This window comes from Fictibacillus fluitans, from assembly GCF_030418125.1.
GTDB classification, from domain to species: Bacteria; Bacillota; Bacilli; order Bacillales; family Fictibacillaceae; genus Fictibacillus_C; species Fictibacillus_C fluitans.
In genome coordinates, this window is record NZ_JAUHTR010000005.1 from 110,706 (window position 1) to 135,503 (window position 24,798).

22 protein-coding genes are annotated in these 24,798 nt (G+C 46.3%); 7 read left to right on the forward strand and 15 right to left on the reverse strand.

Features of this window, described 5'->3' with window-relative positions; genetic code table 11:
• Window positions 1–98 precede the first annotated feature (98 nt).
• The 5 genes from QYB97_RS11220 to QYB97_RS11240 all read left to right on the forward strand — a co-directional run bounded on the left by QYB97_RS11220 (window position 99) and on the right by QYB97_RS11240 (window position 6,892).
• Complete coding sequence (locus QYB97_RS11220; protein ID WP_301166093.1) at window positions 99–404, forward strand: hypothetical protein; 306 nt, start codon at window positions 99–101, stop codon at window positions 402–404.
• A gap of 145 nt (window positions 405–549) precedes the next feature.
• Window positions 550–2,436, forward strand: a complete 1,887-nt coding sequence (locus QYB97_RS11225) for a bacteriocin maturation protein (RefSeq protein WP_301166094.1) — start codon at window positions 550–552, stop codon at window positions 2,434–2,436.
• Window positions 2,433–4,373, forward strand: coding sequence for a TOMM precursor leader peptide-binding protein (locus tag QYB97_RS11230; RefSeq protein ID WP_301166095.1), 1,941 nt, complete (start codon window positions 2,433–2,435; stop codon window positions 4,371–4,373). The genes QYB97_RS11225 and QYB97_RS11230 overlap by 4 nt, the downstream gene beginning before the upstream one ends.
• A gap of 23 nt (window positions 4,374–4,396) precedes the next feature.
• A complete protein-coding gene (locus QYB97_RS11235; RefSeq protein WP_301166096.1) occupies window positions 4,397–5,911 on the forward strand; it encodes a SagB family peptide dehydrogenase in 1,515 nt (504 codons plus the stop codon).
• A 102-nt stretch (window positions 5,912–6,013) separates the two neighbouring features.
• Window positions 6,014–6,892 (forward strand): metallophosphoesterase family protein, encoded by an 879-nt coding sequence (locus QYB97_RS11240; RefSeq protein ID WP_301166097.1) that lies wholly within the window; start codon window positions 6,014–6,016, stop codon window positions 6,890–6,892.
• 14 nt (window positions 6,893–6,906) lie between these two features.
• On the opposite strand, the gene QYB97_RS11245 is transcribed toward QYB97_RS11240, so the two are convergent.
• The 8 genes from QYB97_RS11245 to QYB97_RS11280 form a co-directional block, all read right to left on the reverse strand.
• Complete coding sequence (locus tag QYB97_RS11245) at window positions 6,907–7,080, reverse strand: hypothetical protein (protein ID WP_301166098.1); 174 nt, start codon at window positions 7,078–7,080, stop codon at window positions 6,907–6,909.
• Window positions 7,081–7,123: 43 nt separating this feature from the next.
• Window positions 7,124–7,408: a hypothetical protein gene (locus tag QYB97_RS11250; protein WP_301166099.1), complete on the reverse strand. Its 285-nt coding sequence runs from the start codon at window positions 7,406–7,408 to the stop codon at window positions 7,124–7,126.
• A gap of 96 nt (window positions 7,409–7,504) precedes the next feature.
• Window positions 7,505–8,866, reverse strand: a complete 1,362-nt coding sequence (locus tag QYB97_RS11255) for an APC family permease (RefSeq protein ID WP_425589793.1) — start codon at window positions 8,864–8,866, stop codon at window positions 7,505–7,507.
• Between the two features lie 5 nt (window positions 8,867–8,871).
• The gene (locus tag QYB97_RS11260) at window positions 8,872–9,783 is read right to left on the reverse strand and encodes an acetamidase/formamidase family protein (protein ID WP_301166101.1); all 912 of its coding nucleotides are present in this window, start codon (window positions 9,781–9,783) and stop codon (window positions 8,872–8,874) included.
• A 64-nt stretch (window positions 9,784–9,847) separates the two neighbouring features.
• Entirely contained in the window at window positions 9,848–11,224 is a 1,377-nt protein-coding gene (locus QYB97_RS11265; RefSeq protein ID WP_301166102.1) for a hypothetical protein, read from the reverse strand.
• Window positions 11,217–11,921, reverse strand: coding sequence for a response regulator transcription factor (locus tag QYB97_RS11270; RefSeq protein ID WP_301166103.1), 705 nt, complete (start codon window positions 11,919–11,921; stop codon window positions 11,217–11,219). Before QYB97_RS11270 ends, QYB97_RS11265 begins: the two co-directional genes overlap by 8 nt.
• Window positions 11,918–12,244: an ATP-binding protein gene (locus QYB97_RS11275; protein ID WP_356948178.1), complete on the reverse strand. Its 327-nt coding sequence runs from the start codon at window positions 12,242–12,244 to the stop codon at window positions 11,918–11,920. Before QYB97_RS11275 ends, QYB97_RS11270 begins: the two co-directional genes overlap by 4 nt.
• Complete coding sequence (locus tag QYB97_RS11280) at window positions 12,180–12,659, reverse strand: histidine kinase (protein WP_301166105.1); 480 nt, start codon at window positions 12,657–12,659, stop codon at window positions 12,180–12,182. Before QYB97_RS11280 ends, QYB97_RS11275 begins: the two co-directional genes overlap by 65 nt.
• Window positions 12,660–12,876: 217 nt before the next feature.
• Between QYB97_RS11280 and QYB97_RS11285 the strand changes: the two genes are divergently transcribed.
• Complete coding sequence (locus QYB97_RS11285; protein WP_301166106.1) at window positions 12,877–13,335, forward strand: hypothetical protein; 459 nt, start codon at window positions 12,877–12,879, stop codon at window positions 13,333–13,335.
• 56 nt (window positions 13,336–13,391) lie between these two features.
• Here the strand turns inward: QYB97_RS11285 and QYB97_RS11290 are convergent, their stop codons facing one another.
• The 6 genes from QYB97_RS11290 to QYB97_RS11315 all read right to left on the reverse strand — a co-directional run bounded on the left by QYB97_RS11290 (window position 13,392) and on the right by QYB97_RS11315 (window position 21,670).
• Window positions 13,392–15,956: a carbohydrate binding domain-containing protein gene (locus tag QYB97_RS11290; RefSeq protein ID WP_301166107.1), complete on the reverse strand. Its 2,565-nt coding sequence runs from the start codon at window positions 15,954–15,956 to the stop codon at window positions 13,392–13,394.
• A 52-nt stretch (window positions 15,957–16,008) separates the two neighbouring features.
• Window positions 16,009–17,352 carry a GH1 family beta-glucosidase gene (locus tag QYB97_RS11295; protein ID WP_301166108.1) on the reverse strand — a complete coding sequence of 448 codons (1,344 nt, stop codon included), beginning with the start codon at window positions 17,350–17,352 and terminating at the stop codon, window positions 16,009–16,011.
• Window positions 17,353–17,367: 15 nt separating this feature from the next.
• The gene (locus tag QYB97_RS11300; RefSeq protein WP_301166262.1) at window positions 17,368–18,144 is read right to left on the reverse strand and encodes a carbohydrate ABC transporter permease; all 777 of its coding nucleotides are present in this window, start codon (window positions 18,142–18,144) and stop codon (window positions 17,368–17,370) included.
• A 132-nt stretch (window positions 18,145–18,276) separates the two neighbouring features.
• On the reverse strand, window positions 18,277–19,176 hold the full coding sequence (locus QYB97_RS11305; RefSeq protein ID WP_301166109.1) for a carbohydrate ABC transporter permease: 900 nt from the start codon (window positions 19,174–19,176) through the stop codon (window positions 18,277–18,279).
• A 62-nt stretch (window positions 19,177–19,238) separates the two neighbouring features.
• Window positions 19,239–20,552: an ABC transporter substrate-binding protein gene (locus tag QYB97_RS11310; RefSeq protein ID WP_301166110.1), complete on the reverse strand. Its 1,314-nt coding sequence runs from the start codon at window positions 20,550–20,552 to the stop codon at window positions 19,239–19,241.
• A 107-nt stretch (window positions 20,553–20,659) separates the two neighbouring features.
• The gene (locus QYB97_RS11315; protein ID WP_301166111.1) at window positions 20,660–21,670 is read right to left on the reverse strand and encodes a LacI family DNA-binding transcriptional regulator; all 1,011 of its coding nucleotides are present in this window, start codon (window positions 21,668–21,670) and stop codon (window positions 20,660–20,662) included.
• Window positions 21,671–22,088: 418 nt separating this feature from the next.
• On the opposite strand from QYB97_RS11315, the gene QYB97_RS11320 reads away from it, so the two are divergent.
• Window positions 22,089–23,618 carry a malate:quinone oxidoreductase gene (locus tag QYB97_RS11320; RefSeq protein ID WP_301166112.1) on the forward strand — a complete coding sequence of 510 codons (1,530 nt, stop codon included), beginning with the start codon at window positions 22,089–22,091 and terminating at the stop codon, window positions 23,616–23,618.
• 118 nt (window positions 23,619–23,736) lie between these two features.
• Here the strand turns inward: QYB97_RS11320 and QYB97_RS11325 are convergent, their stop codons facing one another.
• A complete protein-coding gene (locus QYB97_RS11325) occupies window positions 23,737–24,792 on the reverse strand; it encodes an NAD(P)-dependent alcohol dehydrogenase (protein WP_301166113.1) in 1,056 nt (351 codons plus the stop codon).
• Window positions 24,793–24,798 lie beyond the last annotated feature (6 nt).

Here is a 24,798-nt window from a genome sequence, read left to right on the forward strand (position 1 = left end):
TATCCATACTTTATGGTGAGGGTATTTGTCGGGAAGACAGGACGCCCCTTGCGTTGTCTCTAGTTTGTTCAACCTTTTTAGTAAAGGAGGTTATCGTATTGGATGAATTCAAGTGGAATCTTGAGGGATTAAACACGGAAGATGTCAATGTCAGCAATGTACAGCCGAACTATCCCCAGTACCAGGATATGAATGATCCCGCACGACAGTGTGTGGTTGTTGGTGTCTGTGTGGTTGGGACCTGTATCGGGCCGTGCGGAGGATGTGGCGGCTGTGGCGGTTGCGTCGGCTGTGCTCGCTGTGCAGGATGCGTCGGCTGTGCACGCTGTGCAGGCTGTGGTGGCTGTGGCGGACGCTGCGGCGGTTGTGGCGGCCGTTGCGGAGGCTGCGGAGGTCACCGCTAAGTAATAGAAATAGCTGCTACACAAGAAAAGTCTTGCATCCTTTCGAAATGCAGGGCTTTTCTTTATGCAGACAGACATAATGTACAATCAGTTATCCATACAGTTAAACGATGTCAATGCGAGCTTTCTGAAAAGGAGGGCCATCATGCAAAAGGTTAATGCGTCAATGTGTTTGAAGATAAACAGGGATACGTTTGTTTTCCCTGATTCCAATCAGGGAGTATTTATCAGAAATAATGAAAAATCGTTACGGATGGATGGCAGCACCATCGACCGCTGGCTGGAAAGGCTCACACCGATGCTTGACGGAACACATACACTTCAGGCAATCACTAAAGGACTGCCGGAGGCTTTTCAGGAACAGGTCTATAAAATCGTACAAATTCTGTATGAAAACGGATTTGCCCGGGATGTAAGCCAGAACCTCCCCCACCAGCTGTCTGATGACGTTCTTAACCAATACGCTTCGCAAATTGAGTATTTGGATCAAATCAGGGGATCAGGGGCATACCGCTTCCAGGGTTACCGCCAGACAAAGGCCGCAGTCATAAGCTGTGACTCACTTCTTCCCTCTCTTGTTCAATCGCTCCTTCAATCCGGTCTCTCTCGCTTTACCGTCTTTCTTTCCGATTCGCAGCAATCCCTCCAGCTGCGTCTGAACGAAATGGTAGAAGAAGCTGTAAAAAAAGATTCCGAGACCAAAGTTATGATTATGCAATTGCCCAAAAATGATTGGAGCACATGGCTAAAACCCTATGATTCTATCCTTTATGGTTCCAGCAGCAATGATGTAACGGAACTTCGCACCCTTCACTCCCTTTGCAAGAAAGAACGAAAAACCTTTCTTCCGGTTACCCTGTCAGACGGTCTCGCCTTCGCCGGACCGCTCGTCACTGCCAAATCGGATGGCTGCTGGGAATCTGCATTCCGGCGCATTCATCAGCGCCAGGATCAATCTATCCATTCTTCCCCGTCGCAAACAGCCTGTGCTCTGCTGGCGAACGTTGCCGTGTTTGAATGGTTTAAAGAAATTACCGGCATGTATGAAGATCGAACGGATACCTCGTTCTACCTGCTTAACCTTGAAACGCTTGAAGGAACCTGGCAGCTGTTTTTACCCCATCCATTGGTAAGTGGCCGTGTTTCTGCAGAGCCTGTTGAAAACCCGGCTGAATTCATTGAAGCCCACTCTCATCAGCCCACAAACCTGCATCCCCTTTTCATGCAAATCACATCCAGGGAAGCGGGTATCTTTCATGTCTGGGAGGAAGCAGATTTGCTCCAGCTCCCGCTGTCACAATGTAAAGTCCAGGTTGCCGATCCGAATTCGGAAGGTCCGGCCAAACTTTTTCCTGAGCTCATTTGTTCCGGGCTCACCCATGAAGAAGCCCGCCTTGAAGCCGGTATGTTGGGCCTCGAGCGATATGTCAGCAGCTATGAGCAAGAGTTCTTTGGCAAAACCCGTCCCCTTTATTGGGGAGCAGGCGTTGGCCAAACGGCAGAGGAAGGAATGGGCAGAGCACTGCAAAATGCCCTTCATGACATGTTTCTAAAAAAGAAAGATTACAGTGTCAGCGAAGCGCCGCTGGACCTGTCATCAAGAGATGATGATCGGTGCCAATTTTTATGGAAGTCCCTAAGAACCCTCAAACCGGATTCGCAGCTCTTTTCTGGAGAAACCCTGCTCGGTTTTCCGGTCGTTTGGGTTAAAGACGATGAAAAATGGCATGGAAGTGTGGGTCTCAATCTGAAGATGGCTGTAAATCGGGCACTGCAAACGGCTTTGGTAACTGCCCAAAATGAGGATATCTGTCATTGCCCCTATGGGGTTACCGCTTCTTCAGTTGCCTTCCATAAAGAGAAACAGCCTGAGTTCTCTTTTAAAGAAGAAACATGGAAAGAAACCTTATTGTCCGCTACAGATCAGCTAAACAAGAAGGCTCAATTTTATGAGCTGCAGGCGGAATCCTTTTTCAACGAACATACGAGAGACATTTATGGCGTGGCGTTAAGCGGGGTGGAACAGACATGAGCCAATCCATCGTGATTATTGGAAGTGGAATGTTGGCGGAACAGGTATGTGGAGAGTTGAATGGACATTATCCATTATCAAGGGCAAATACGGTAGAAGAAGCAGATTTGGATCAACAGGCGCTGGCGCTCGTGCTTCACGATTCCTGGGTTCCTGCGGAGCACCGGAAAGCCGATGAAGTCTTCCGGTCATCCGGCATTCCCTGGCTCCGTGGATATGTCGCTTTTGGTGAAGCCTGCATCGGCCCGCTTGTTCAGCCTGATCAGGAGGGCTGTTCCGACTGCGCGGACCAGCGCCTTTTTATGGCGGGCTCCAACCGGAGAGAACATTTCCAGCTGAAGGAATACATGATAGACCATCCTCAAAAAGAAAATGATCCATGGGCCTCAACTCTCGGGCTAAAGCAGGCTTCCCTTCTCATTCAGGAGGAGGTTCACCGAATCATGACGGGAGAAGAGAGTCCTACCGATGAACATGTCTTCCTTTTGCATTTAAATACACTCCGGCTGTCCCGTCACCACGTTTTGCCTGATCCGTACTGTCCGGTATGCGGAAATCTTCCGGAGGATACCGCAGAGAGAGCAACAATTCAATTGAAACCAAGCCCCAAAACTTCCACCAATAGCTTCCGCTGCCGCTCTTTGGGAGAGCTTGAGAAGGTTCTTGGCAGAAGTTACGTAGACCCTCGAACAGGTCTTCTGAATCAAAAACACTACGACCTCACCTCGCCGTTCGCTGATACGGTCGTGAATCTGCCCCTGCTGACTGGCAATGAATTATGTGCAGGGCGAACCCAATCCTATATTCAAAGTGAACAGGGCGCCATCCTGGAAGGACTCGAAAGATACTGCGGCTATGCTTCAAAAGGAAAACGCACAATGGTTTATGCGCCTTATTCTGAGGTAGAAGATCAAGCCCTTGATCCAGAGTCAGTAGGCCTTCATACAGAGGAACAATATAACCGCCCCCATTTTCCTTTTCAGCCGCTCACACCTGAACGGTCCATCCATTGGGTGTGGGGCTATTCGCTTACACAGGAGCGGCCATTATTGGTACCGGAGACCTTTGCGTATTACAGTCTGGGGTGCGGCGGAGGATTTGTCTATGAAACCTCCAACGGCTGTGCGCTTGGCGGCAGCCTTGAAGAAGCCATTCTCTACGGGATATTTGAAATCGTGGAGCGTGATTCGTTCCTGATGACATGGTACGGCCAGCTTCCTCTTCCTTGCTTTGATCCTGCATCAATCGATGATAAGGAATTCCGGCTTATGATTGAGCGGATACGTACCGTGGCCGGCTATGAAGTCAGCCTGTATAATTCAACAACCGAGAACAATATTCCAAGTGTCTGGGCCATTGCCAAAAGCACAAAATCCACAGGCATGAACGTCATTTGTGCTGCCGGAGCCCATATTGACCCAATGAGAGCGGTAAAAGGAGCCGTTCAGGAGATTGCCGGCATGCTGCTGAACCTGGATGAAAAGCTGGAACACAACCGTGAAAAATACGTCAATATGTATCACGATTCCTATCTCGTCCAGCAGATGGAAGACCACTCCATGCTGTTTGGCTTAAAGGAAACCGAAGAACGCCTGTCGTTTTTGCTGGACCAACCACCCGTAAACCGCTTTGACGAAGCTTTCGAACCGCCCCGCCAGCAGCCGGATCTGCTTGACGATTTAAAAGATATCCTGAGCATTTTCCGCCGCCTTCAGTTGGAAGTCATCGTCGTGGATCAGACCAGTCCTGAATTGAAGCGAAACGGACTTCACTGTGTCAAAGTCATCATTCCGGGCATGATTCCCATGACATTCGGGCACCATCTGACCCGCCTGAAAGGATTGGACCGCGTACTGAATGTGCCCGCGAAACTGGGGTATGCCAAAAAACCCCTGAACGTCAGCGACTTGAATCCTTATCCTCATCCGTTTCCATAATCCGTCCCAAAGGAGGAACAGAAATGCACCTCGATGAGTTTGTATATAAGCTTCATTACGAGACAGACAAAGTGAAGCCTGGGGACTGGGTGGTGAACTGGGACGACGCCCCCCTTCCCTATAAACTGTACTGTGGATTGCCGTCAGTGGATTTGCCCGTTTCTCCTCCATTCCATTTCAAAGAGAAAAAAACATCCACACCCTCTCTGGAAGATCTCGGCCAATTCTTAAAATTCACGTTTGGCCTCACCCAGCTCAGCCAGACGCTGCCAGCGGATGATCCAACAGGAGAATATACCACATACCGGCGCTTTGCCCCTTCGGGCGGCGCCCTTTATCCAAGCGAACTGTATCTTTATTTAAAAATGGAGGACCTTCCGCACGGCATTTATCACTATGATGCCGCACACCACCGGCTGGTTGCTTTGAGGGAAGGGAATTTTGATCGCTACCTTCAGCGGGCTCTCGGCAGCCGCTGTGATGTTTCCTCCACCTTTGGCATGGTCTTTCTTTCGGTCTTTTTCTGGAAAAACTTTTTCAAGTACCACAATTTTTCCTACCGGCTGCAAGGACTGGACACCGGATTTGTAATCGGCCAGCTGCTTGAAACAGGCAGGCGGCTCGAGTTTAAAACCAGTGTTTATTATCAGTTTCTGGACCGCGCTATGAACCATCTTTTAGGAATATCCCAGCAAGAAGAAAGCGTATATGCGGTACTTCCCCTTTCCGTTGATCCCGCTATAAATTGGTCCAGGAAAGATAATGTTGAAGATGCCATCACTGCTTCTTCATTATCAGGCGAATTAGTCCCGCTGTCCCATTCTCATTTCGTGCGTTCAAAAGTAATCAGGGAATACCCGGTATTACTAAAAATGAACGAAGCGTGTATGCTGGACTCGTTACCATTGAAAAAGGAGAAAACCGAAGTGTCAACACAGCCTTCTCAAGCAAAAAGGTTATCGTACGATTTTTATAAAGTGTGCGAAAAGCGGCATTCTCCCGGGCTCGACTTTTATCAAAAACCGGTAAGTAAAGATACCTTAATGGCTCTTCTAAACGAAACCTTCTCAGGAACGGTGCATCAAACTGATGTGGATGTACCTTGTGTATCGCTGTACTGCTACACCTATAACGTGGAAGGTTTGCCGAACGGCTTTTATTCTTATGATGATTCAAAACAAGACCTAACCATCATTGAGGAAGGTGACTTCCGCACTGAGCTGCAAGACGGATTGCTGGCGGACACGGTCAACCTCGCCCAAGTCCCTCTGCATTTTGTCATTGCTGGTTCCAGTGACCACTACAGGGCCGATTATGGATACAGAGGCCACCGGATTCAGCATATGGAAGCCGGAATTCTGTCCCAGCAGCTGCTGCTTGCCGCTTCTGCACTTGATCTTTGCGGACATCCGCTTCTCGGCTTTGATGTGAATACTTATGATGATCTTTTTCAACTGAAGGAAGAGAAAAAAACAAGCCTGCTGTTCCTCCCGGTGGGCAGCAGCCATCCCCTGCCGAGGCTGCAAGGCCGTCTTTAGAGATGTCTTTTCTCGCAGAGAACAACATTTGTCCCATGCGCCTCAACAAAAGCGGACATAGGATATATCAATAAGACTTACCAACATAAGCGAGGTCAAGACATGGCAAGATTAAATACCGACTCTCTCCGTATTCTAAATGCCAAGCCCATCTCCAGCAGCCGGCTGACATTTATCGTTCTCGGAGACAGTCATTTGCGAACAACAGGGTATAACGCGGCTCAGGGGAGATATATACTTGATACGGCTGGCGAAAGATACCGAAGAATATTACGGCACATTGTCACCAATTACAGAAATGTCGCATCCTTCGTCCTGCATGGGGGAGATGCGATCGGAGAGGGAAACAAGGAGAATAACTTTAAAGCCTTTGTTTCTGTTTCCAGCGGGATTCTCTTTCCAGCGAACCTTCCCATCTTTGTGACGATCGGCAACCACGATTTTGCACGTGAAGGCGGTGTGATCACTCCGCGCTTATTTGAACAATACATTGGCAATATACGTTCTGATATCCGGATTCACGGTGCGAATGTGCATCTCATCCAGCTTCCCACTTTTTTTAACGGCTTAACGGGCCCTCCTTACTTCCGGCCCGCAGACCTGACCTGGCTCCGTCAGAGAACACAGGCATCCAGCCGCATTCTCGTGGATTTCCACGCCGATCTGCGTGTCGGCCAGAACCGAAGCTTTCCGGAAAACAACCATTATGTGCTTTCCACCACGCAGACCAACGCCTTTTTCAATGTCATCAGGCCAAGTGTTAAAGCCATCTTTAATCATCATCGCCACACCTCCTACCGGTACACGATCCAGCGGAATCTCGGCGGGATGACCGCAACGATTCCATACCTCATTACCGGCTGTGGCGGAAATGTCACGAGCAGCCCAGCCTGTCCGAACTACTACGTGGTCACCTACGACCGATTAAACACCTCAAACCCTACCTTCAGTTTTGTTCCTGTCAGGGTGCCGGGTTTATAAAAAAAGATGGCGGGTTAAGAACCCCCGCCATCTGTATACTTATTATCCCCCAACATATAATTCGAGCTGTCTCCCGGCTTGCCACCAGGATGCGTCGGCGGCTGTGGGTGGTTGCTATTTCTTTTGCGTTTCCAGTCTATTAAAATAGCAAACCCGATGATGACCACCAGCAAGATTAATAGCCACATAGTCCCAGCCTCCTTCTTGAACCTTCTTTAAATTATATACATCTTAACCCTCAAAAATGCGGTCAGCCGCTAACCAAAACCAAATGAGTGAAGTAAATATAAAGAGATAAACATTCATTTTATCTCCCTTGGATTTGTACCATAAAGCGAAAAACAAAAAAGCAACTCCTAAACAGGCAGTTCCAATTGCATTCATGATTGGTGTATCATAACCTTCATTAAACCATCCAATAATAAAGAAAAAGAGAGCGGCGAGACACGCGACGCCAGCAAACCTTGAATAAACCTTTGACCCAGGATTTTTGTCTTTCTGAAAGAAGGTACCCATCAATATCCCCTCTCGTTTTTCTAAATATTACCATAATAAACTAATGTTAAACCAAAAAGGAGCATCCCCTATTAATCTGGAGATGCTCCTTTTCTATTATTCCAGCTTTAATCCTGTATCTCTCTTCATCAGCTTTAAGGCAATTAAGTAGACTATTCCAATCCCCAGCCAGATGAAGCCGAGCTTCTTGGAAAGCAGGTCCAGATTAATCCACACATAGCCGATAACAACAAATCCTACGATTGGCAGGATGAGATGCCGGACATAATCGGTGCTCTTCTTTTTCCTGATGAAATAGTTGATGACCGATAGATGCAGGAACAAGAAGGACGACAGCGCCCCGAAGTTCACAACGGAAGACAGCATGCCAATTTTGGAGGCAAAGAATGCTGTCACCACAATGGAAATAGCAGCAATGGCGATCGTCCCAAGATAAGGCGTCTGGTACTTCGGATGGATTTTGGCCAGGAATGACGGCAGCTTACGGTCACGGGCCATACTGAACAGGATGCGTGAGATGGCCGCCTGCGCAACGAGTGAATTGGCGATTCCCCATGAAAGGGCGGTTGCCAGAATGGTCAAATACTTGAGCCATGTTCCGCCAGCCACCTCGGCGATTTGATAGAAAGCCACATCCGGGTTGCTGAAGCTTTTAAAGTCCGGCCAGATGAGCGCCGCTACCCATGTTTGGATAATGAACAGCGCACCTACCGTGAGCAGCGCATAAATACAGGCTTTACCGATGGATTTGCTTCCATCCTTCGTTTCCTCGGCCAGGGTGGAGATTCCATCAAACCCAAGGAAACTCAAGACCGCAATGGAAACAGCTCCCATGACGACTCCCAGACTGAAGTGGTTTTTATCGTACAATGGCTTGACCGTCAGCTCAGCCCCGTTTACACCTTTGGCGATGGCCATGACTCCCACCAGCAGGAAGATAGCCAGTATAATCAGCTCAAGAACCACGATGATCTTGTTGGCCTTCGCCGTAAATTCAATTCCCCGGATGTTGATCACCGAGTTGATTACGATAAAAATAAGGGACCAGACGAACAAAGGGATCTGCGGCACCATATCGTGAAGAGCCGACGCGCTCACCAGGTAAAGAAGCGCCGGGATAAAAATATAATCCAGCAGGATCAGCCATCCCGCAATGAATCCGACAGAGTCGTTGATTCCACGCTGTGCATAGGAATAAACCGATCCGGCAATGGGAAAGGCCTCGGACATGCGGGCGTAGCTTAATGCTGTAAAGATCATGCCCACCATTCCGATCAGATACGCAAGGGCAATCATGCCGTTGGAGCCTTGAACGACTGAACCGTAAATTCCGAACGGTGCGATCGGCACCATGAACACCATGCCGTAAATCAACAGATCCCAAAAGGACAGGGACCGCTTCAGTTCCTGGCGGTAAGGCGTCTGGATATCTGCCTTTGCAGCTGTACTCGGTTCCATACCCATCACCCCTCAAACACAGACGTAATGCCCAGACTTTTCAGCACTTCTTTTGATAAATAGCAGCGTGCCGTTTTGAGCGGATCAACAATCTGGCTGATCTGCACCTGGCCAGCCGCACTTAGCAGCATTGTAATTTCTTCAAGAGAGAGATCTGTTCTGCCAAGCAAATAATCCACCATTTCTTCCACCGCTTTATCTGCCGCTTCATCCAGCGTTTCTTTGGAAACGAGAAAAGCCATTCCATCCTCATTTTCAACTACCGGTGTCCGAATGGATTCACCTTTCATCACCTTCAGCGTCACATGTACCCTGGCAGGGATTTCAATGCCGGAAACGCCTATTTCACCATCACCCATGGCCGCATGCAGGTCTCCTAGTGAAAAGAGAGCACCTTTATGAAACACAGGGAAATACACCGTGGCATTTTCCGTAATCAACACTGTATCCATGTTTCCGCCGTGATTGCCGGGCGTCCCACAGGAGACCGCGCCATCTTCAGGTGCGACACCAATGACTCCGATCATTGGATTTAACGGCAGCTGGACATTTTCGTTAAAAATCGCCTTATTGTCTTTAATGGGAACCACTTTAACCGAAAACTCGGATATCCGTTCACCCATCACGCCAAGTCCGGGTCCTGTGACCATCACGCCCTGGTCTTCAAGCTCAATTTTATTAATGGTTACCGCGAGGATGTCCCCCGGCTCCGCTTCTTCCACATACACTGGACCTGTTGCCGGATTGATCTGGTTCCAATCAATGGATGAATACTCTGTCGCATCCGAAGTAATCTGGTTCAGGAAACAATCGTACGTCTCAATCGTGACTTGACTTCCTGATTTCACGACTAAAGAAGGTTTATGCTCCTTGCTCATTTCATAAATAAAGGATTGCTTTGTCAATGTTTCTGGCATTTGTATTCCCCCCATCCATTTTTACTAATTGTACAAGTATTCAGATAAATGGATTTGCGATTTACTAACCTCTTTTTGCGAAATATTCACTCTTTTTCTTATTCTTGAGATAAACAGATCCGCCAGTCAGAAAAGAAATCAATGCACAAAGGGCCATGGGCCAATAAGGCTGAGAGGTTACCCCATATAGAATCTGGCCCAGCATCCAAAACAGGAGCAGGCTGCCGGTAGTCCATCCAGATACTCTCCCCCTGCTTTTAGCGATAAATACCAGCGGGGTGGAGACGATCAAGTAAAGAAGCACATAGGCCATAAAAAGAAACTGCACATTCTGCATGAACCAGACATGAAAACAAAAGACAAGACACAAGAGAATTCCGGAACGCAAATAGAGACTCCGGATTCTGTTTCTGGGAGACCGCTGCCCCGGAATGCTTTTCATAAACAGAACGGCCATCGAAAAAATGGAAATGAACACAGAGTGGACCACACTCGCCAGCCAGCACACCACAATCAGCATGGCAATCAGAGGGCCAGGTACCTCAACAATGTGCTGCACAAATTCTATAAAAGTGAATGCCGGATGCTTACTCAACATATAGATCGCATAAATACCAATCGAAATCGGAATGGAGGAAAAACAGGCAACCGAAAGCTTCCGCACCTGGGATCGGTACTGCGGTTTAATCGACTGAATGACCTGCCATTGAAACAAATGGGTCATAAGAATTCCCATCAGCGCAAACGGAACAACAATCAGCAGAAAAACCATTTCGACCGGCTGTGCTTCCCTCATCTTTAGAAAAAATTGATAGGAATGAAACACAGCTTGAATTCCATCCCCCAAATAGGAATAGAGCGGTATGAACAAAAAGGACAAGCCGCAGACCAAAAGGAGGCTATAGCCCGCCCTGAAAATCGCAAGCATGCCGCCGAGACCGGCAATCACAAAACAAAAACCGAGGAGGATAGCCAAAAATGCCCCCTTTGACAGGTCGGGAAACCAAAGTGTAAACACCTTCTGTGCCAGTCCAAGCTGAAGCAGCAGTCCCTCCATGTTGGCCAAAATAACGAGGGGCAGAAGGAAGGCATACCCTTTCTTTGTCAGTCTGGCCTGATAGTGTCCAAGCAGACCTGCAGACTGAAATGGATCATTCCCAACCTGCCGGAAAAGCCAGGATAATAGAATGTAAAGAAAAAGCAGCAGAAAAAGGCCGTAGCCCACACCGGCAGGCCAGCCAAAATAATAGATCACAAACACGGGAGCAACCAGGGAAAACCCGCCAAAAAAGCTCATCCATAACAAAACCGTGCCTCGCTTTAGCCCCAGCTCCTGCCTGCTCAAGAAATAATCGCCGGGTGTAGAGTGTTCAGCCACGTGGTTCAGATTGAAAATGATCACCGCTGCGGCAATGGACAAAGGAACATACCACTCAATCATGCTGCAGGCTCTCCCGGTACTGGCTTGGTGAAAGCTGAACGATCTTTTTAAATGTAGAGCTAAAATGATGCAGACTGGTGAAGCCGGATTTCTCGGAAACCTGATGAATTGACCAGCCGGGCTGCTGCTTTAACAATGATTTTGCTTTGGTGATTCGGTAGGAAATCACATACTCCTGAAAGTTCATCCCTACTTCCTCCGAAAACTTCCGGCTGAGGTAATTCGGTGCCATGTGCACTTTATCGGCCAGTTCTTTCAGGTTCAGCTTCGTTTCATACCCGTTATGGATCAGTTGGATGACCTTCTCGATCGAAGGCGAAACCTTCTCTAAATACCCAAATGTTTTCACGAATTTCTCCAGCGCCAGATAGAACTCCCTGCTGATGACAGGCTTGACGATATAGTCAAAGACATGAAGCTGAAGAGCCTGTTTGGCATACTGAAAATCTTCAAAGGCCGTTACCATGATGCATTCGGTTTCGTACTGCTCTTTAATATAGACACATAAATCCAGCCCCGATTCCCCGGGCAGGTGGATGTCGAGAAGCGCCAGGTCGATGGAATGCTCCTCAAGCATCCTTTTGGCCTGCGCCGCATCTTCCGCCCCATACAGATTCCACGCAGGATACTGCTCCTGGATCAAATAATGCAGCTGTTCAATTTCCAATGGTTCGTCGTCCACAATGAGAACGTTCATCTTTCTCCCTCCGGTGTATATGGCCACACTGCCCGCACGACAGTGTCCTCCATTCTTCTTAATAAGCTGACTTCGGTATGAAGATCGTAGATTAAAGAAAGCCGTTTTCTGATATTCTCCAAGCCCATGCCATCGTTCTGGCTCACTGGATCAGCCGGACCCGGGCCGTTATCGCTTACCCGGAGCTCCACCCAGCTTCCCATGCGTTCCAATGCAATGCTTAGCTCCTTTTCTCCTCTTTTCTTTTCCAGCCCGTGTTTAAAAGCGTTCTCTACCAGCGTTTGCAGCACATAAGGCGGCAGGTGTGCGCTTCGCCTGATCATCGATGGTTAAACGAATGTTTAACTGTTTGCCAAAACGGATTTTCTGAATGGAAAGATAGTGCGAGGTATAGGCCAGCTCTTCTTCAAAAGCGACCAGCGATTCCTTATTCACATATTTATAGCGGAGAAACTGGGAGAACTCCTCAAGCGCGTGGCTGACGTCCTTCGTCCGGCCAAGACGGCTCAGCGACAGCATGGCGTTCAGCGAATTAAACATGAAATGCGGCTGAATCTGCTGGTTAAGCTGCAGGTACTCCACACGCTGAAGCTCCTTCTCCATCTCAATCCGCTTGTTCTGGATTTGGAGATAATCCAGCTCCTTTTCAAAGAAATCCAGCAGCAGCAGCGTTACATAAGCAGCCACCGGCAAGCCGATTCCACCTAATATCAATAGTGTAAAAACCGCTTCGCTCATAAGCTCCCCCTCCTCCCGCATAGGGTCTTTTTATCTTCTATTGTATCGTATAGATTGCCTGGAATATAAAACAAAGAGCTGCATGGGCAGCTCTCTTGAAATCAAATAGAAGGTTTTTAGTAATTTATTACCAATTATGATAATTAAAGGTTAACTTATTACCTTTTAGTGGTACTTTGTAAGAAGATATCTTATCTCTTTTTAGGGGGATTAAACCATGGGACGTAAAAGCGAATCGGTTTCTACAGAAGATCTATCGGAATATGAACTGTCTTTAAAAGAGAGACAGAAAGCGGCAATGGGCGGTTTGTTTTGGGCATATATCCTCTTTGTTTTTGGTATTTACACCCTTAATTTGGTTGACCTTTTTCAGTTTACTACAGTCATGCTGCTTGGGATTCTTTTACTAGTTGCAGGATTTACCCTGTTGCCTGCTCTTATAAACCGCAAGATTGAACCAAACACTGGTTCTAATACAATCAAACCATCTTCTCCCTTGTACTACAAATACACAAAAACAGCCTTGTTTTACGCCTATCTCATTTTCCTATTTAGCACAGTCGCTTTTTATCTTACTGATCACTTTACCACTCAAAATGTTTTGTTACCCGGACTTGTTTTATTCCTTGCCAGTTTGTCCGCATCAAACGTGTTGGCAAGTCGTACAAAGAGATGACTCCTTAACCATATAAAACCTTGCAAGCCGCAGCTTACAAGGTTTTAAAGACCAGTCTATTGATTAAATTTCATCCAATCCAGATTCACATTTGGGGCATAGACTTGTAGCGTTTGTATCCCCTTTTCCAATCTGATAGTACTTGTTACAGTCTGCCAAGAATCCCACCCTCCAGTTTGAGGTACCTTTATAGTAGAGTGGTCATCAGCATTCACCACATTAATTTCACCTGCTGGAAGATCCCCGCTAAACTGGTTTCCTTTCTTCGTCAAGAGAGTAATGCTTCCTCCATCTCTGCCGGAAGCCACCCGGTAGGTTACTGTATAGTCCCCTGCTTCTTTAACATCGACAGCATACTGCATCCAATCCCCTTCGTCGATCCAGCCCACACTGGATTCCCCTGATTGCACACCAAACATGTCCTGATAATGTTCGGCTTCAATCGTTTGATGGGTTGAATCAAGTACAACCGGAGCAGCAATCCTTTTCATTTGAATGTTATCCATCGTGACATTTGCTTTGTTTCCGCCCAATAGGAATTCTATGACACTCTTTTGTTGGCTTTCCGACGGATGAATCAGGACTTGATAGTTTTTCATTTCCGATGAGAGCTTAATATCAGTAGTTTTCGTATAGAACGTGTCTCTCGTTTCATTCGCAACTCTGAACCCGATGTTTCTTTCTGAGTCGGCTTTCGCGTCAAAGGTGAGCAAATAGGCTGCTTCCTTTTCAAGATTGAGCTTGTCCTGGCTCAATCGGATAGCATCCGCACTTTTTCCGGCATTTTTGATCTTCACATTAAGTTTTCTTTCTGAAACCGCTGCCCCTACCTCCGTTTTTGCTTTTGCCCCTCGTTCAGTTGCGAATTCCCAGAACTCCTGACGGTCTGTACCCTGGTCAAATGTACCATTATAAATGTAGTTTCCGTTTGGCAGTATTTTTTTCGGAGCATTTGGGTCCTTTGGAAGTTTGACCAGCTTGACGTTGTCAATCCAGACAGGAAGTGCTGACGCCTGTCCTAGATTAAATTCCAAACGGGCATGCGGATCCGTTTCATTTTCCATCGAGAATTCATAGGAAAAGGACTTCATAGAGTTGGTCAGTGAGAGCGTTTGATCAGATAGGTATCTGGAGTAATTACGTTCGGGCCCCGAAATATTAATAACCGCCGTGCGGTTACCTTCTGAACGCGCGTCAAAACTCAGTCTGTACCGTTCACCCCGTTCAATCGGCATGTCCGGCTGAACGAATTGGACAGCATGCACAGCGTCCCCTGGTTTAGTAATACTGATTTTGGCTGAACCGTTATCAACGGCAGCATTTCCTTCTCCACCAAACAAATCGGACGGTTCAAAAGGCTGAAACTTCCAATCATCGAGTGAAGTAGTAAAATCTCCATTATATATATAGTTCCCATCATCAAGAGGAGGGCGCAGCTCAACAGCCGGATCTTCCGTCACCGGGCGTTCCCCGGGTTCTCTGTATTTTCCATCCAAATCATAGACTCGAACATAGTCTACCAGCATCCTGTTGGGAAACTCTGTGGATTGATCCGGATATCCCGGCCAATTCCCTCCAACCGCCAAATTCAGCTGCATGTAGAAATCCCTGTCAAAAGGAGCAGGATACGTATAAGGTGCTGCAGCATTCTCATTTTTGCTGTACCAGTCATTTTGTTTCGCATAAAGAATACCGTCCACATACCAGCTGATTTCACCGGGCTCCCAATCCAGGGTGAACGTATGATAGTCTTCTGAAAAGTCCTTTACTCCCTCAGGAAGCGTATAGTCTTGTCCTGTATACTTCCATGGCATGCCATAATGCAGAGTGCCATGAACCTGGTTGGGCGCATGACCCAGCATTTCCATAATGTCAATTTCGCCACTGGCCGGCCAGCCTGAATAAAGATCATAATCCGTCGGCATCATCCAGATGGCAGGCCACATCCCCTGGCCTTTAGGAAGCTTAGCCCGGATCTCGTAACGGCCATAGGTCCAGTCGCCCTTGTTCTGAGTAGTCAGCTTTGCCGACGTGTAATCGTTGCCTCCAAATGATTCCTTTCGTGCTTCAATAACAAGAGAACCATTTTCAAGGCGTGCGTTTTCCGGCCGGTTCGTATAATGCTGAAGCTCATTGTTCCCGTATCCGCCTCCGCCTTGAACAAAGTTCCACTTCTTCTCATCTATGACCTTGTCATTAAACTCATCCTGCCATACCAAATTCCAGTGTTCGTTCTTGATCTGGCTTTTCTTCAAGATAATTTGTTTGAAATCTTCTACTTTGTTGGATGAGTTCAGCAGATAAATGCCAACGTATTTGTTGATTTTCGCATCAACACCAGAAAGGCTGGCACCTGGCCGATACGGGTTGCTTACCGTTCGGTCTGCAGGAACAGCATCCCCTTTTTTCACTTTTGCAAAAGGCTTGTTCGATATTTTCGCAGCTAAGTGCTGCTGCTGTGACAATTTAAATGGCACATAAATCCGGGTGGTACCCTGATCTTTGCCTTTTATGGCAGCCGGATGAAACGACGCAGATGCCTCTGCTTTTGTGGCATAAACGGTTCCGGACATCCCCATCATCATCAATCCTGTCAGAACGATCATCCAAAATTTCTGCATTCGATAACCTCCATGGATTTTCTTCGAGTGACTGACTAAGGTGTCTTGTTTATTATGAATTAACCGGTAATATCGCTTTGTTTTTTATAATCTCTGCATAGCGATAGGCACTGTCTTTCCAAATCCGTTCCTGTGTCTCAAAGTCTACATAAATGATCCCAAACCGTTTATCGTAGCCAAAGCTCCATTCAAAATTATCGAGCAAGGACCACAAATAATACCCTTGAATGTTCATCCCTTGCTCATTCAGCTCAGAAACCGCCTGTAAATGCTGCTCGACGTACTGTGTCCGCAGGGCATCACGGACTTTTCCTTCTTCTACCTGATCGTCATATGCCGCTCCATTTTCAGTAATGTAGATAGGAAGGTCGGTATATTCCCTGCGAAGTCTGACAATCAAATCCTTAAATTCGTTGAGTGCAATATCCCAGCCCATCCCTGTTTTTTCATAATCAGAGTAAGCCCCTTTGTACATAAAATCAGTGGCTGCACTGAATTCCACAAGTGCACGGCTGTAATAGTTAATGCCGAAAAAGTCGCATGGAACAGAAATAGCCGCCAGGTCCCCGTTATGGATAAAATCATACGAATGAACATACTTTGCAAACAAATTCATCATATCGGCGGGATACTCCCCTTTAAATACAGGGTCCAGGAACCAGCGATTCGAGTACCCATCTGCATTGTTGGCCGCAAGCTGATCGTTGACTGAATCGGTCATGGCGTATACGGGTGAAAGATTCAGGGTAATTCCTATTGGCGTAGCCGAGGAGAAATCCGACTTCAGCATTGTGACTGCCTCTCCGTGAGAAAGAAGGATATGGTGAACCGCTTTAAGAGCTTCTTCCAGATTGGTATGCCCTGGCGCATGCACCCCTTGATGATATCCCAGAAATCCTGCACACCATGGTTCATTATGGGTGATCCATGAATCAACGACATGGTCCAAAGCAGTAAAGCAAGCTTTTGCATAATCAAGGAACCATTGAACGCTCTCTCTGTTCGTCCATCCCCCTTTTTCATGAGCCCACAGAGGTAAATCCCAGTGATACAGGGTTACAGCAGGCTTGATCCCTTCCTCTCTCAAGCGCTCGGCAAGATTTATGTAAAATGCCATGCCTTCAGGGTTATACTCTCCTTCTCTCGGGAAAATGCGCGGCCAGGCGATTGAAAAGCGGTAGGAATCCACGCCGAGTTCTTTAATGATCTGAATATCTTCCTCGAAACGGTTGTAATGGTCACAAGCGATATTGCCATTGTGCTGTTCAAACACCTTCCCGGGCGTCTTGCAAAATAAATCCCATATCGATGGGGTTCTTCCATCCTGCTGATGAGCACCTTCAATCTGGTAGGATGATGTAGCGGTTCCGAAGACAAAATCTTTTGTAAATTTCATTGAGTAATCTGCTCCTTATTCTTTAATGGCTCCTGCTGAAATACTGTTAATGATATATTTTGATAGGAATAGAAAGGCGATCATGATCGGCACAACAGAGATTGCAATTCCCAGGTACATGGAACCGAGGTTCTGAGCGACCTGCGATCCTTTTAAAAAGCCCATTAAAACAGGCAGCGTATATTTCTCTGGTGAAAAAATCAAAACCAATGGCATGATGTAGTTGTTCCACGAGCCTATGAACGTAAAAATGGACATGGTGGCAACCGCTGGCATCATCATGGGAATGCCGATGGTGTGGAAGATCCTCCACTCACTCGCTCCGTCAATTCTTGCTGATTCAATTAAGCTCGGATGAAGTGTGGTCTGTACATACTGCCGTAAAAAGAACACAACAAACGGGCTGGCAATGGATGGAACAATCAATGGAATGTAAGTATCAAGAATACCGAGTGTTTTCGATAATTCATAAAACCCGATCAGCCCCAACTGTCCAGGGACCATCATCATGACCAGCATAAATACAAAGAGGACGTTTTTTCCTTTAAACGTATAGAAAGCAAATCCATACGCCGTCAGAGCTGAAAAGTATCCTGACAGAACAGTAACAAGCACAGAAATAAAAAGACTATTTTTAAACCCGTTCCAAATGTTCACATACTCCATCATCGTTCGATAGTTCTCCAAAAGGGAAGTGCCCGGAACCAGGGTGAACCCGGTCAAAATGGCTTCATTGGAGCGAGTGGCATTAATGAGCATCATTAGAAACGGAACAAAACAAACGACTGCCATAAGAGTGAGTACAGTATAAATGAGCCCTTTTATCACTTTGCCTTTCCTGTTCCGGGAGGCAGGGATCGGAAGAGGCTTGGCCTTCCAACTGGCACTTATGCTTTTATTCGGTTCTACTCTCGAATTCATTTTTTACACCTGCCCCGCTTGTTTTCTTTGGTTTCCATACATCGATTTAAAAACAATCGCAGAAAAAATTACCGTAATGATAAACAGCCCGTAAGCTACTGCCGATGCGTACCCATAATTGTTGTACTTGAAAGCCTGGTTGTATAAATACAGAACCATCGTATTTAACGAGCCGTCCGGTGAACCGATGCCATCCGTCAGCAGCATAGGAAGATCAAACAATTGAAGACCTCCAATAAGTGAAGTGATCATGATGTACAATAAAATCGGCTTTAGCAATGGAAGGGTGATCTTCGTCAATGTTTGCCAGCGGTTCGCGCCATCAATAAGAGCGGCCTCATAATAATCCTTGGATATTCCTGAAATTCCTGCCATGATGACAATGAAGGAGTGTCCAAACCACATCCAGGTCAAGATGAGCGAGACCGAAATTTGAGCGGTTGCCGGTTTATTCAGCCAATCGATGGGATCGTTTATGAATCCTAAGTTCATTAATACAACATTTAATGATCCGTGCTGCCAATCCAGTAAAATACCAAATAATAAAGCAACGGAACTTACTGTGATAAGGTTAGGCAGATAGAATATCGCCCGGAAAAAAGCCTGTCCCTTCATTTTCATTCTCATGTCTGAAAAGATGGCTGCCAAAATCAACGCGATTCCGATCTGAAGAGCAAAATTGATCCCCCATATTTTCCATGTATTAAAAAATGCATCCACAAAATAGTTGTCCGTTAACAGCCGTTTATAGTTGGACAGCCCTACGACCACAGCTGATCCCGTTCCAGAATAATTAGTGAAGCTGTAATAAAAGGTCAATGCCACGGGATAAATACTGAAAACCAGGAAGACAATCCAAAACGGCGCGATAAAGAAGTAACCGTACTTGTTTAAGTTCTTCACCTTACTCCCCCTCTTTGTAATCAAGCGGCATAATGGGAATTACGCCGCTCGTAAACCACTCTCTATTCTTTTGGTACGTTTAATTCCGGATAGGCGTTTTTCGCTTTTTGATAAAACTCGGCAACTGCCGCTTTTTTGGACTTTTTGCCATCTGTATATTGCTTAACCGCATTTCCATAAAACGTATCGAGCTGCTGATCGTATTTGGTTACAATGCCCGGCTTGATGCTATGAGCCTGATCCAGGAAAAATTGATAATTGTTTTGCCCGCCAAGGAACTTGTCGCTGAAATCATCTTTGATCGCATTCGTCACAGGCTGATAGGACAGAACATCCCCCGTCTCTTTAGCCCAGCTTTTCAAGAATTTATCATCCTGGGTCATCATCTTCACGAAGTCATATGCCGCTTTTTTGTTCTTGGACTTACTGTAGACTCCAAGCCATGTCCCGCCCCAGAAGTAAGGGCTTGGTCCGCTTGTTACCGCCCAGTCCCCAACGGATTTCTTCACATTGGTTTTCAATACACTATGTAATCCCCATGTAGGAAGAACATAAGAGAATACCTTCGTTTCCGTTACTTTTCCGTTTTCCTTCACTTTGACCGGCTTGTCCATGGACTCGAACCATGAAGGAGACCACTCTGCCGCATTTGCTGTATATCCGTCTTTCTTCATCTTTTTCGCATAATCCATAAATTCAATCTTTTTATCTGTCAGCTTCAGCTCATTCTCGGCATTCACCCATGGCTCAGGAGAATCACCTTGTGAGAACCAGCGAATGGATCCTTCATCAGGGAACATACGATAGCCCTTCGCTTTCATCTTATCAGCCACTTGGAAAACCTTATCCATGGATGACATCATTTCGCCAACCTTTTGTGGATCATCTGTTCCAAGCACTTCCTTTGCCATACTTCGCTTATAGTAGATGCCTCCAGGAGTCGTCTGCCAGGAAAGCGCTCTCACATTTCCGTCCTTGTCTTTACCTAAATCAAACACATAAGGCACATATTTATCGGACAGCTTGTCGGCGTTGTAAGGAGACTTCGACAGGTTCTCCCAGTACCCGGCATCCACCCATTGTTTGATAAACGCAAGCTCACCCGTGAATACATCCGGTGCGCCTACCCCGCTCTCCAGTACCGGTTTAAGCTTGGTAGGATAATCCGCGATCGGTACAATCGTTAGTTCAACATTTAATCCATTCTTTTTTTCATAGGTTTTAATTGGTTTTTTCAATTCGTCCGTGAACGACCAAATCCGTAAATCCACCTTCTTACCATCCTTTGATCCATTCGCACTTTGCGAACCAGAACAGCCGGCAAGAACCCCTAACAGTAAAATAAATGATAAAAGAACACTGGTTATCTTTTTCATCTTTACTCCCCTAGTTTCATATTTTATTTTTTCGAAAGCGGTTTCGATTTTCACTAAAAAAAATTGCACTTGTTAACGAAACCGCTTTCGGAAAGCCCGAAAAAAATTTAAATTAAGCGTTGGCACGAATTTCGATCAACTAACGTTACTGGAACAATCTCCGACTTGATTTTTTTCTTTTTTTGAACCATCTGGCTGACCAATAACTGTCCAGCCTGCTTTCCAAGCGCTTCCGTATCCTGCTTAATGGTGGTTAATCCCGGAGTCACATATTTCGCCATCTCGATGTCATCGAAACCGATAATCGATATGTCTTCAGGTATTTTAAGTCCTTTGTTCCTGACCGCTTCCATAGCTCCAATCGCCATTTGGTCTCCCGCCACAAATACCGCTGTAGGGCGATCTTCCAGATCCAAAAGCTTCTCCATCGCATGCTGGCCTTCAATAATGGAAAACATTCCTCCATCAACCAGGTACCCATCAGGGAGCGGCAGATTGTGCTTTTTGATTCCATTCATAAAGCCTGTGATTCTTGCTCTTCCTGCAAAGGAGTCAGAAGATCCAGCGATATGAGCAATTTTACGATGCCCAAGTGAATAGAAATGGTCCACAGCCAGCTCTCCTCCAGCCTCGTTATCCGAAAAGACTGTGCTGCTGTTGATCCCCTTCATGTCAATCACCACGAGAGGAATCTTGCTGTTCAAAATTTCCACTACATAAGGATCCTTTTGATCCGAGCATATGATAATAACGCCATCGACACCACGATACAAAAAGTGTTCCAAATAACTGATATTCCGGTTTCTCAAATTTCTTGAGGCAAAGATGAGATCGTATCCCTCTTGTTCAGCATGCTTACGGAAACTCTCGATTACCGCGTTAAAAAACGGATGCATCATTCCCACTTCATTGTCCTCTGTAAACATGACTCCAATAGACCATGTCTTTTTAGTGGATAACGATTGAGCATGGGAATTAGGCATGTATCCCATTTCTTCCGCAGCATCCAAGATGGCTTTCCGTGTCTTTTCACTCACATCGGGATAGTTATTTAAAGCTTTTGATACGGTAGTGCTGGAAACACCAGCCTTTTTTGCAACATCATAAATCGTAATCATTATCTACCCCTCTAAATCGAAAGCGCTTTCGTTAATCAAATTATAGCCGATGAAATTTTAACAATCAAGCTGTTATTTTTAAAAATTTTAAGTTGTCAGTTTTTTGCGCCTTTGCAAACGATCATTATTTCATGGACTGCATAGTATAAATAATGTTTTTTTACGATAGAAACGGACTTTTTCATAAAAAACGATAAAAATCATCGGTTTTTCTGTAATTATTTGCACTTCTCACTTTCTACCAGCTTTCAAATAATTAATATTTGTCATATAATAGAGATAGTTCAATCCATTAATTATTGTAATTCGTGATGATATCGTTTTCATTAAGACGGGAAAGTGTGTGATCCGATTGCACCTTGGCTTGGTGTGAGACCTGCAACTTTTCTGCAAATATTAGGCGAAAAGGTTGGTATAAATGAGCAACAGAGAAACTAACACTGACGTCATTTTAATTGGCGCCGGAATCATGAGTGCGACATTAGGAACTCTCTTGAAGGAATTAGCACCGGAATGGAATATTAAAGTGTTTGAAAAGCTCGAAAAACCAGGCGAGGAAAGTTCTAACGAATGGAACAATGCGGGAACAGGACACGCTGCACTGTGCGAGCTTAACTATACGGTTGAAAAGCCCGATGGATCCATTGATATTAGTAAAGCAATAAACATAAATGAACAGTTTCAGGTATCCATGCAGTTCTGGTCCCATCTGGTAAAGCGCAAGCTCATTCAGAAACCCGAAGAATTTATCATGCCATTGCCTCATATGAGCCTGGTGCAAGGTGAGAAAAATGTGGAGTTCCTGAAGAAAAGGTTTGAAGCGCTGTCAAAGAACCCTTTGTTCCAGGGAATGGAGTATTCAGAAGATACGGAGAAGCTTCTGGAATGGATTCCACTTATCCTGGAAGGCCGTAAAATGGACGAACCGATTGCGGCTACCAAGATTGACACCGGAACGGATGTTAACTTTGGTGCGTTAACCCGCATTCTTTTTGATCATTTAAAAACGAAGAATGTTGACGTCCTCTACGGACATGGTGTGAATGATCTGAAGCGTACGAGCGACGGATCCTGGGAACTGAAAATTAAGAATAATGACAGCGGTACCGTTGAACGCCATAAAGCAAAGTTTGTCTTTATCGGCGGGGGCGGCGGAAGCCTTCACTTGCTGCAAAAGTCCGGCATTCCTGAAGGAAAGCATATTGGCGGATTCCCGGTAAGCGGTATTTTCATGGTATGTAACAACCCGAAAGTCATTGAGCAGCACCACGCAAAGGTTTACGGAAAAGCCAAGGTGGGTGCTCCTCCGATGTCCGTTCCACATCTGGACACACGATTTATCAACAACAAAAAATCACTGCTGTTCGGACCATTCGCCGGCTTTTCACCCAAGTTCTTGAAAACCGGCTCCATGTTCGACCTGATCACTTCCGTTAAGCCGGATAACATCTTAACGATGCTGGCGGCAGGCGTAAAAGAAATGTCACTGACCAAATATTTGATCCAGCAAGTGTTGCTTTCCAAAGAACAGCGTATGGAAGAGCTTCGTGAATTTATCCCGAACGCTAAAATTGAAGATTGGGATCTAGTTGTGGCAGGCCAGCGTGTACAGGTCATCAAAGATACAGAAGCTGGCGGCAAAGGTACACTTCAGTTCGGTACAGAAGTGGTCACTGGTGCCAACGGAACCATCGCAGCATTGCTCGGTGCATCTCCGGGTGCTTCCACAGCCGTTCACGTTATGCTTGAAATCATCAACAAATGCTTCCCTGACCGCAAGAAGGAATGGGAGCCGAAGATCAAAGAAATGATTCCATCCTATGGTCTTTCCTTGATGGAGAATCCCGATCTGCTGAGAAAAATTCATCAATCTACGGCCGAGTCACTCGGTCTTAAAAAAAAAGAACCCGCTTTTAATGACGAAAAAACAACCGAAACAGTCTATTAAGTGAAACCGTTTAATGGCAGATTCATAAAACCTTCGATCCCTTTTGGGGTTGGAGGTTTTTTTATCGACTCAAAACACTAATAGAGGCGCTGCCGCTGACAGACAGCGCCTTCTTCAATCATTCTCCATTCGGATAAATCATGATCTTAAGTGTGTTCGTTTTGTCGTGAATCGCCTTTTCAAACGCATCGGCGGTTTGGTTCATACTGTATTTGTCCGTAATGATGTTTTCAATATTAATTTCGGCTTCTGAGAGCATCTCGAGTGCTTTTGGATAGGTGTGGTGATAACGGAATACTCCCATGATGTCGATTTCCTTATCAATGATCTGTGCCACGTTCATCGGTACTTCATCCTGGGGGGACATGCCGACGATTGCCACTCTTCCGCCTTTGCGGACAGATGCGATGGTTCCCTGAACGGCTTTCGGGCTGCCTGCTGTTTCAATCGCCAGATCCACACCCCGGCCGTCCGTAAATTCATTAAGCTTCAGAGACAAATCGTCATCCCGCAGATTGATCGTATGGGTAACTCCCATCTCCTTCGCCGTGTTCAGGCGGCTTTGTTCCAAATCGACCCCAATAATTTGCCGGGCTCCTGCCATTTTGGCTGCCGCTGCGGTCACCATTCCGATCGGGCCCATCCCCATGATAATCACGGACTCGCCCGCCTCAAGCCTTCCTCTTGTAATGGCATGAACACCTACAGAAAACGGCTCAACGAGCGCTGCGGTTTCGTAGCTCATCCCCTCAGGAATCGGGAAAACAAGATCCTCGCGCATCGCCACATATTCACAGAACGCTCCGTCATACGGCGGAGTGGCGAGAAACTCCACCTCCGGACAAAGGTTATAGCGGCCCGCTTTACAGTGTTCGCATTCGCCGCAAGTTGCACCCGGCTCGATTGCCACGCGCTGTCCTTCTTTCAGATTCTGTACCTTCTCCCCTGCGGCCACAATATCACCGGAAACCTCATGACCGAGAATGATCGGCTTCTCGACGACATAGCCTCCGATTCTGCCGTGCTCGTAGTAATGGATATCCGATCCGCACAACCCTACGGCCTTCACCCGGATCAGTACCTCGTTGTCTTTTGGTGCCGGAACACCAAGCTCTTTAAGCTCAATATTTTTCAGTTCGGTAAGCACTGCTGCATCCATCGTTGCGTTTGCCATATCCAT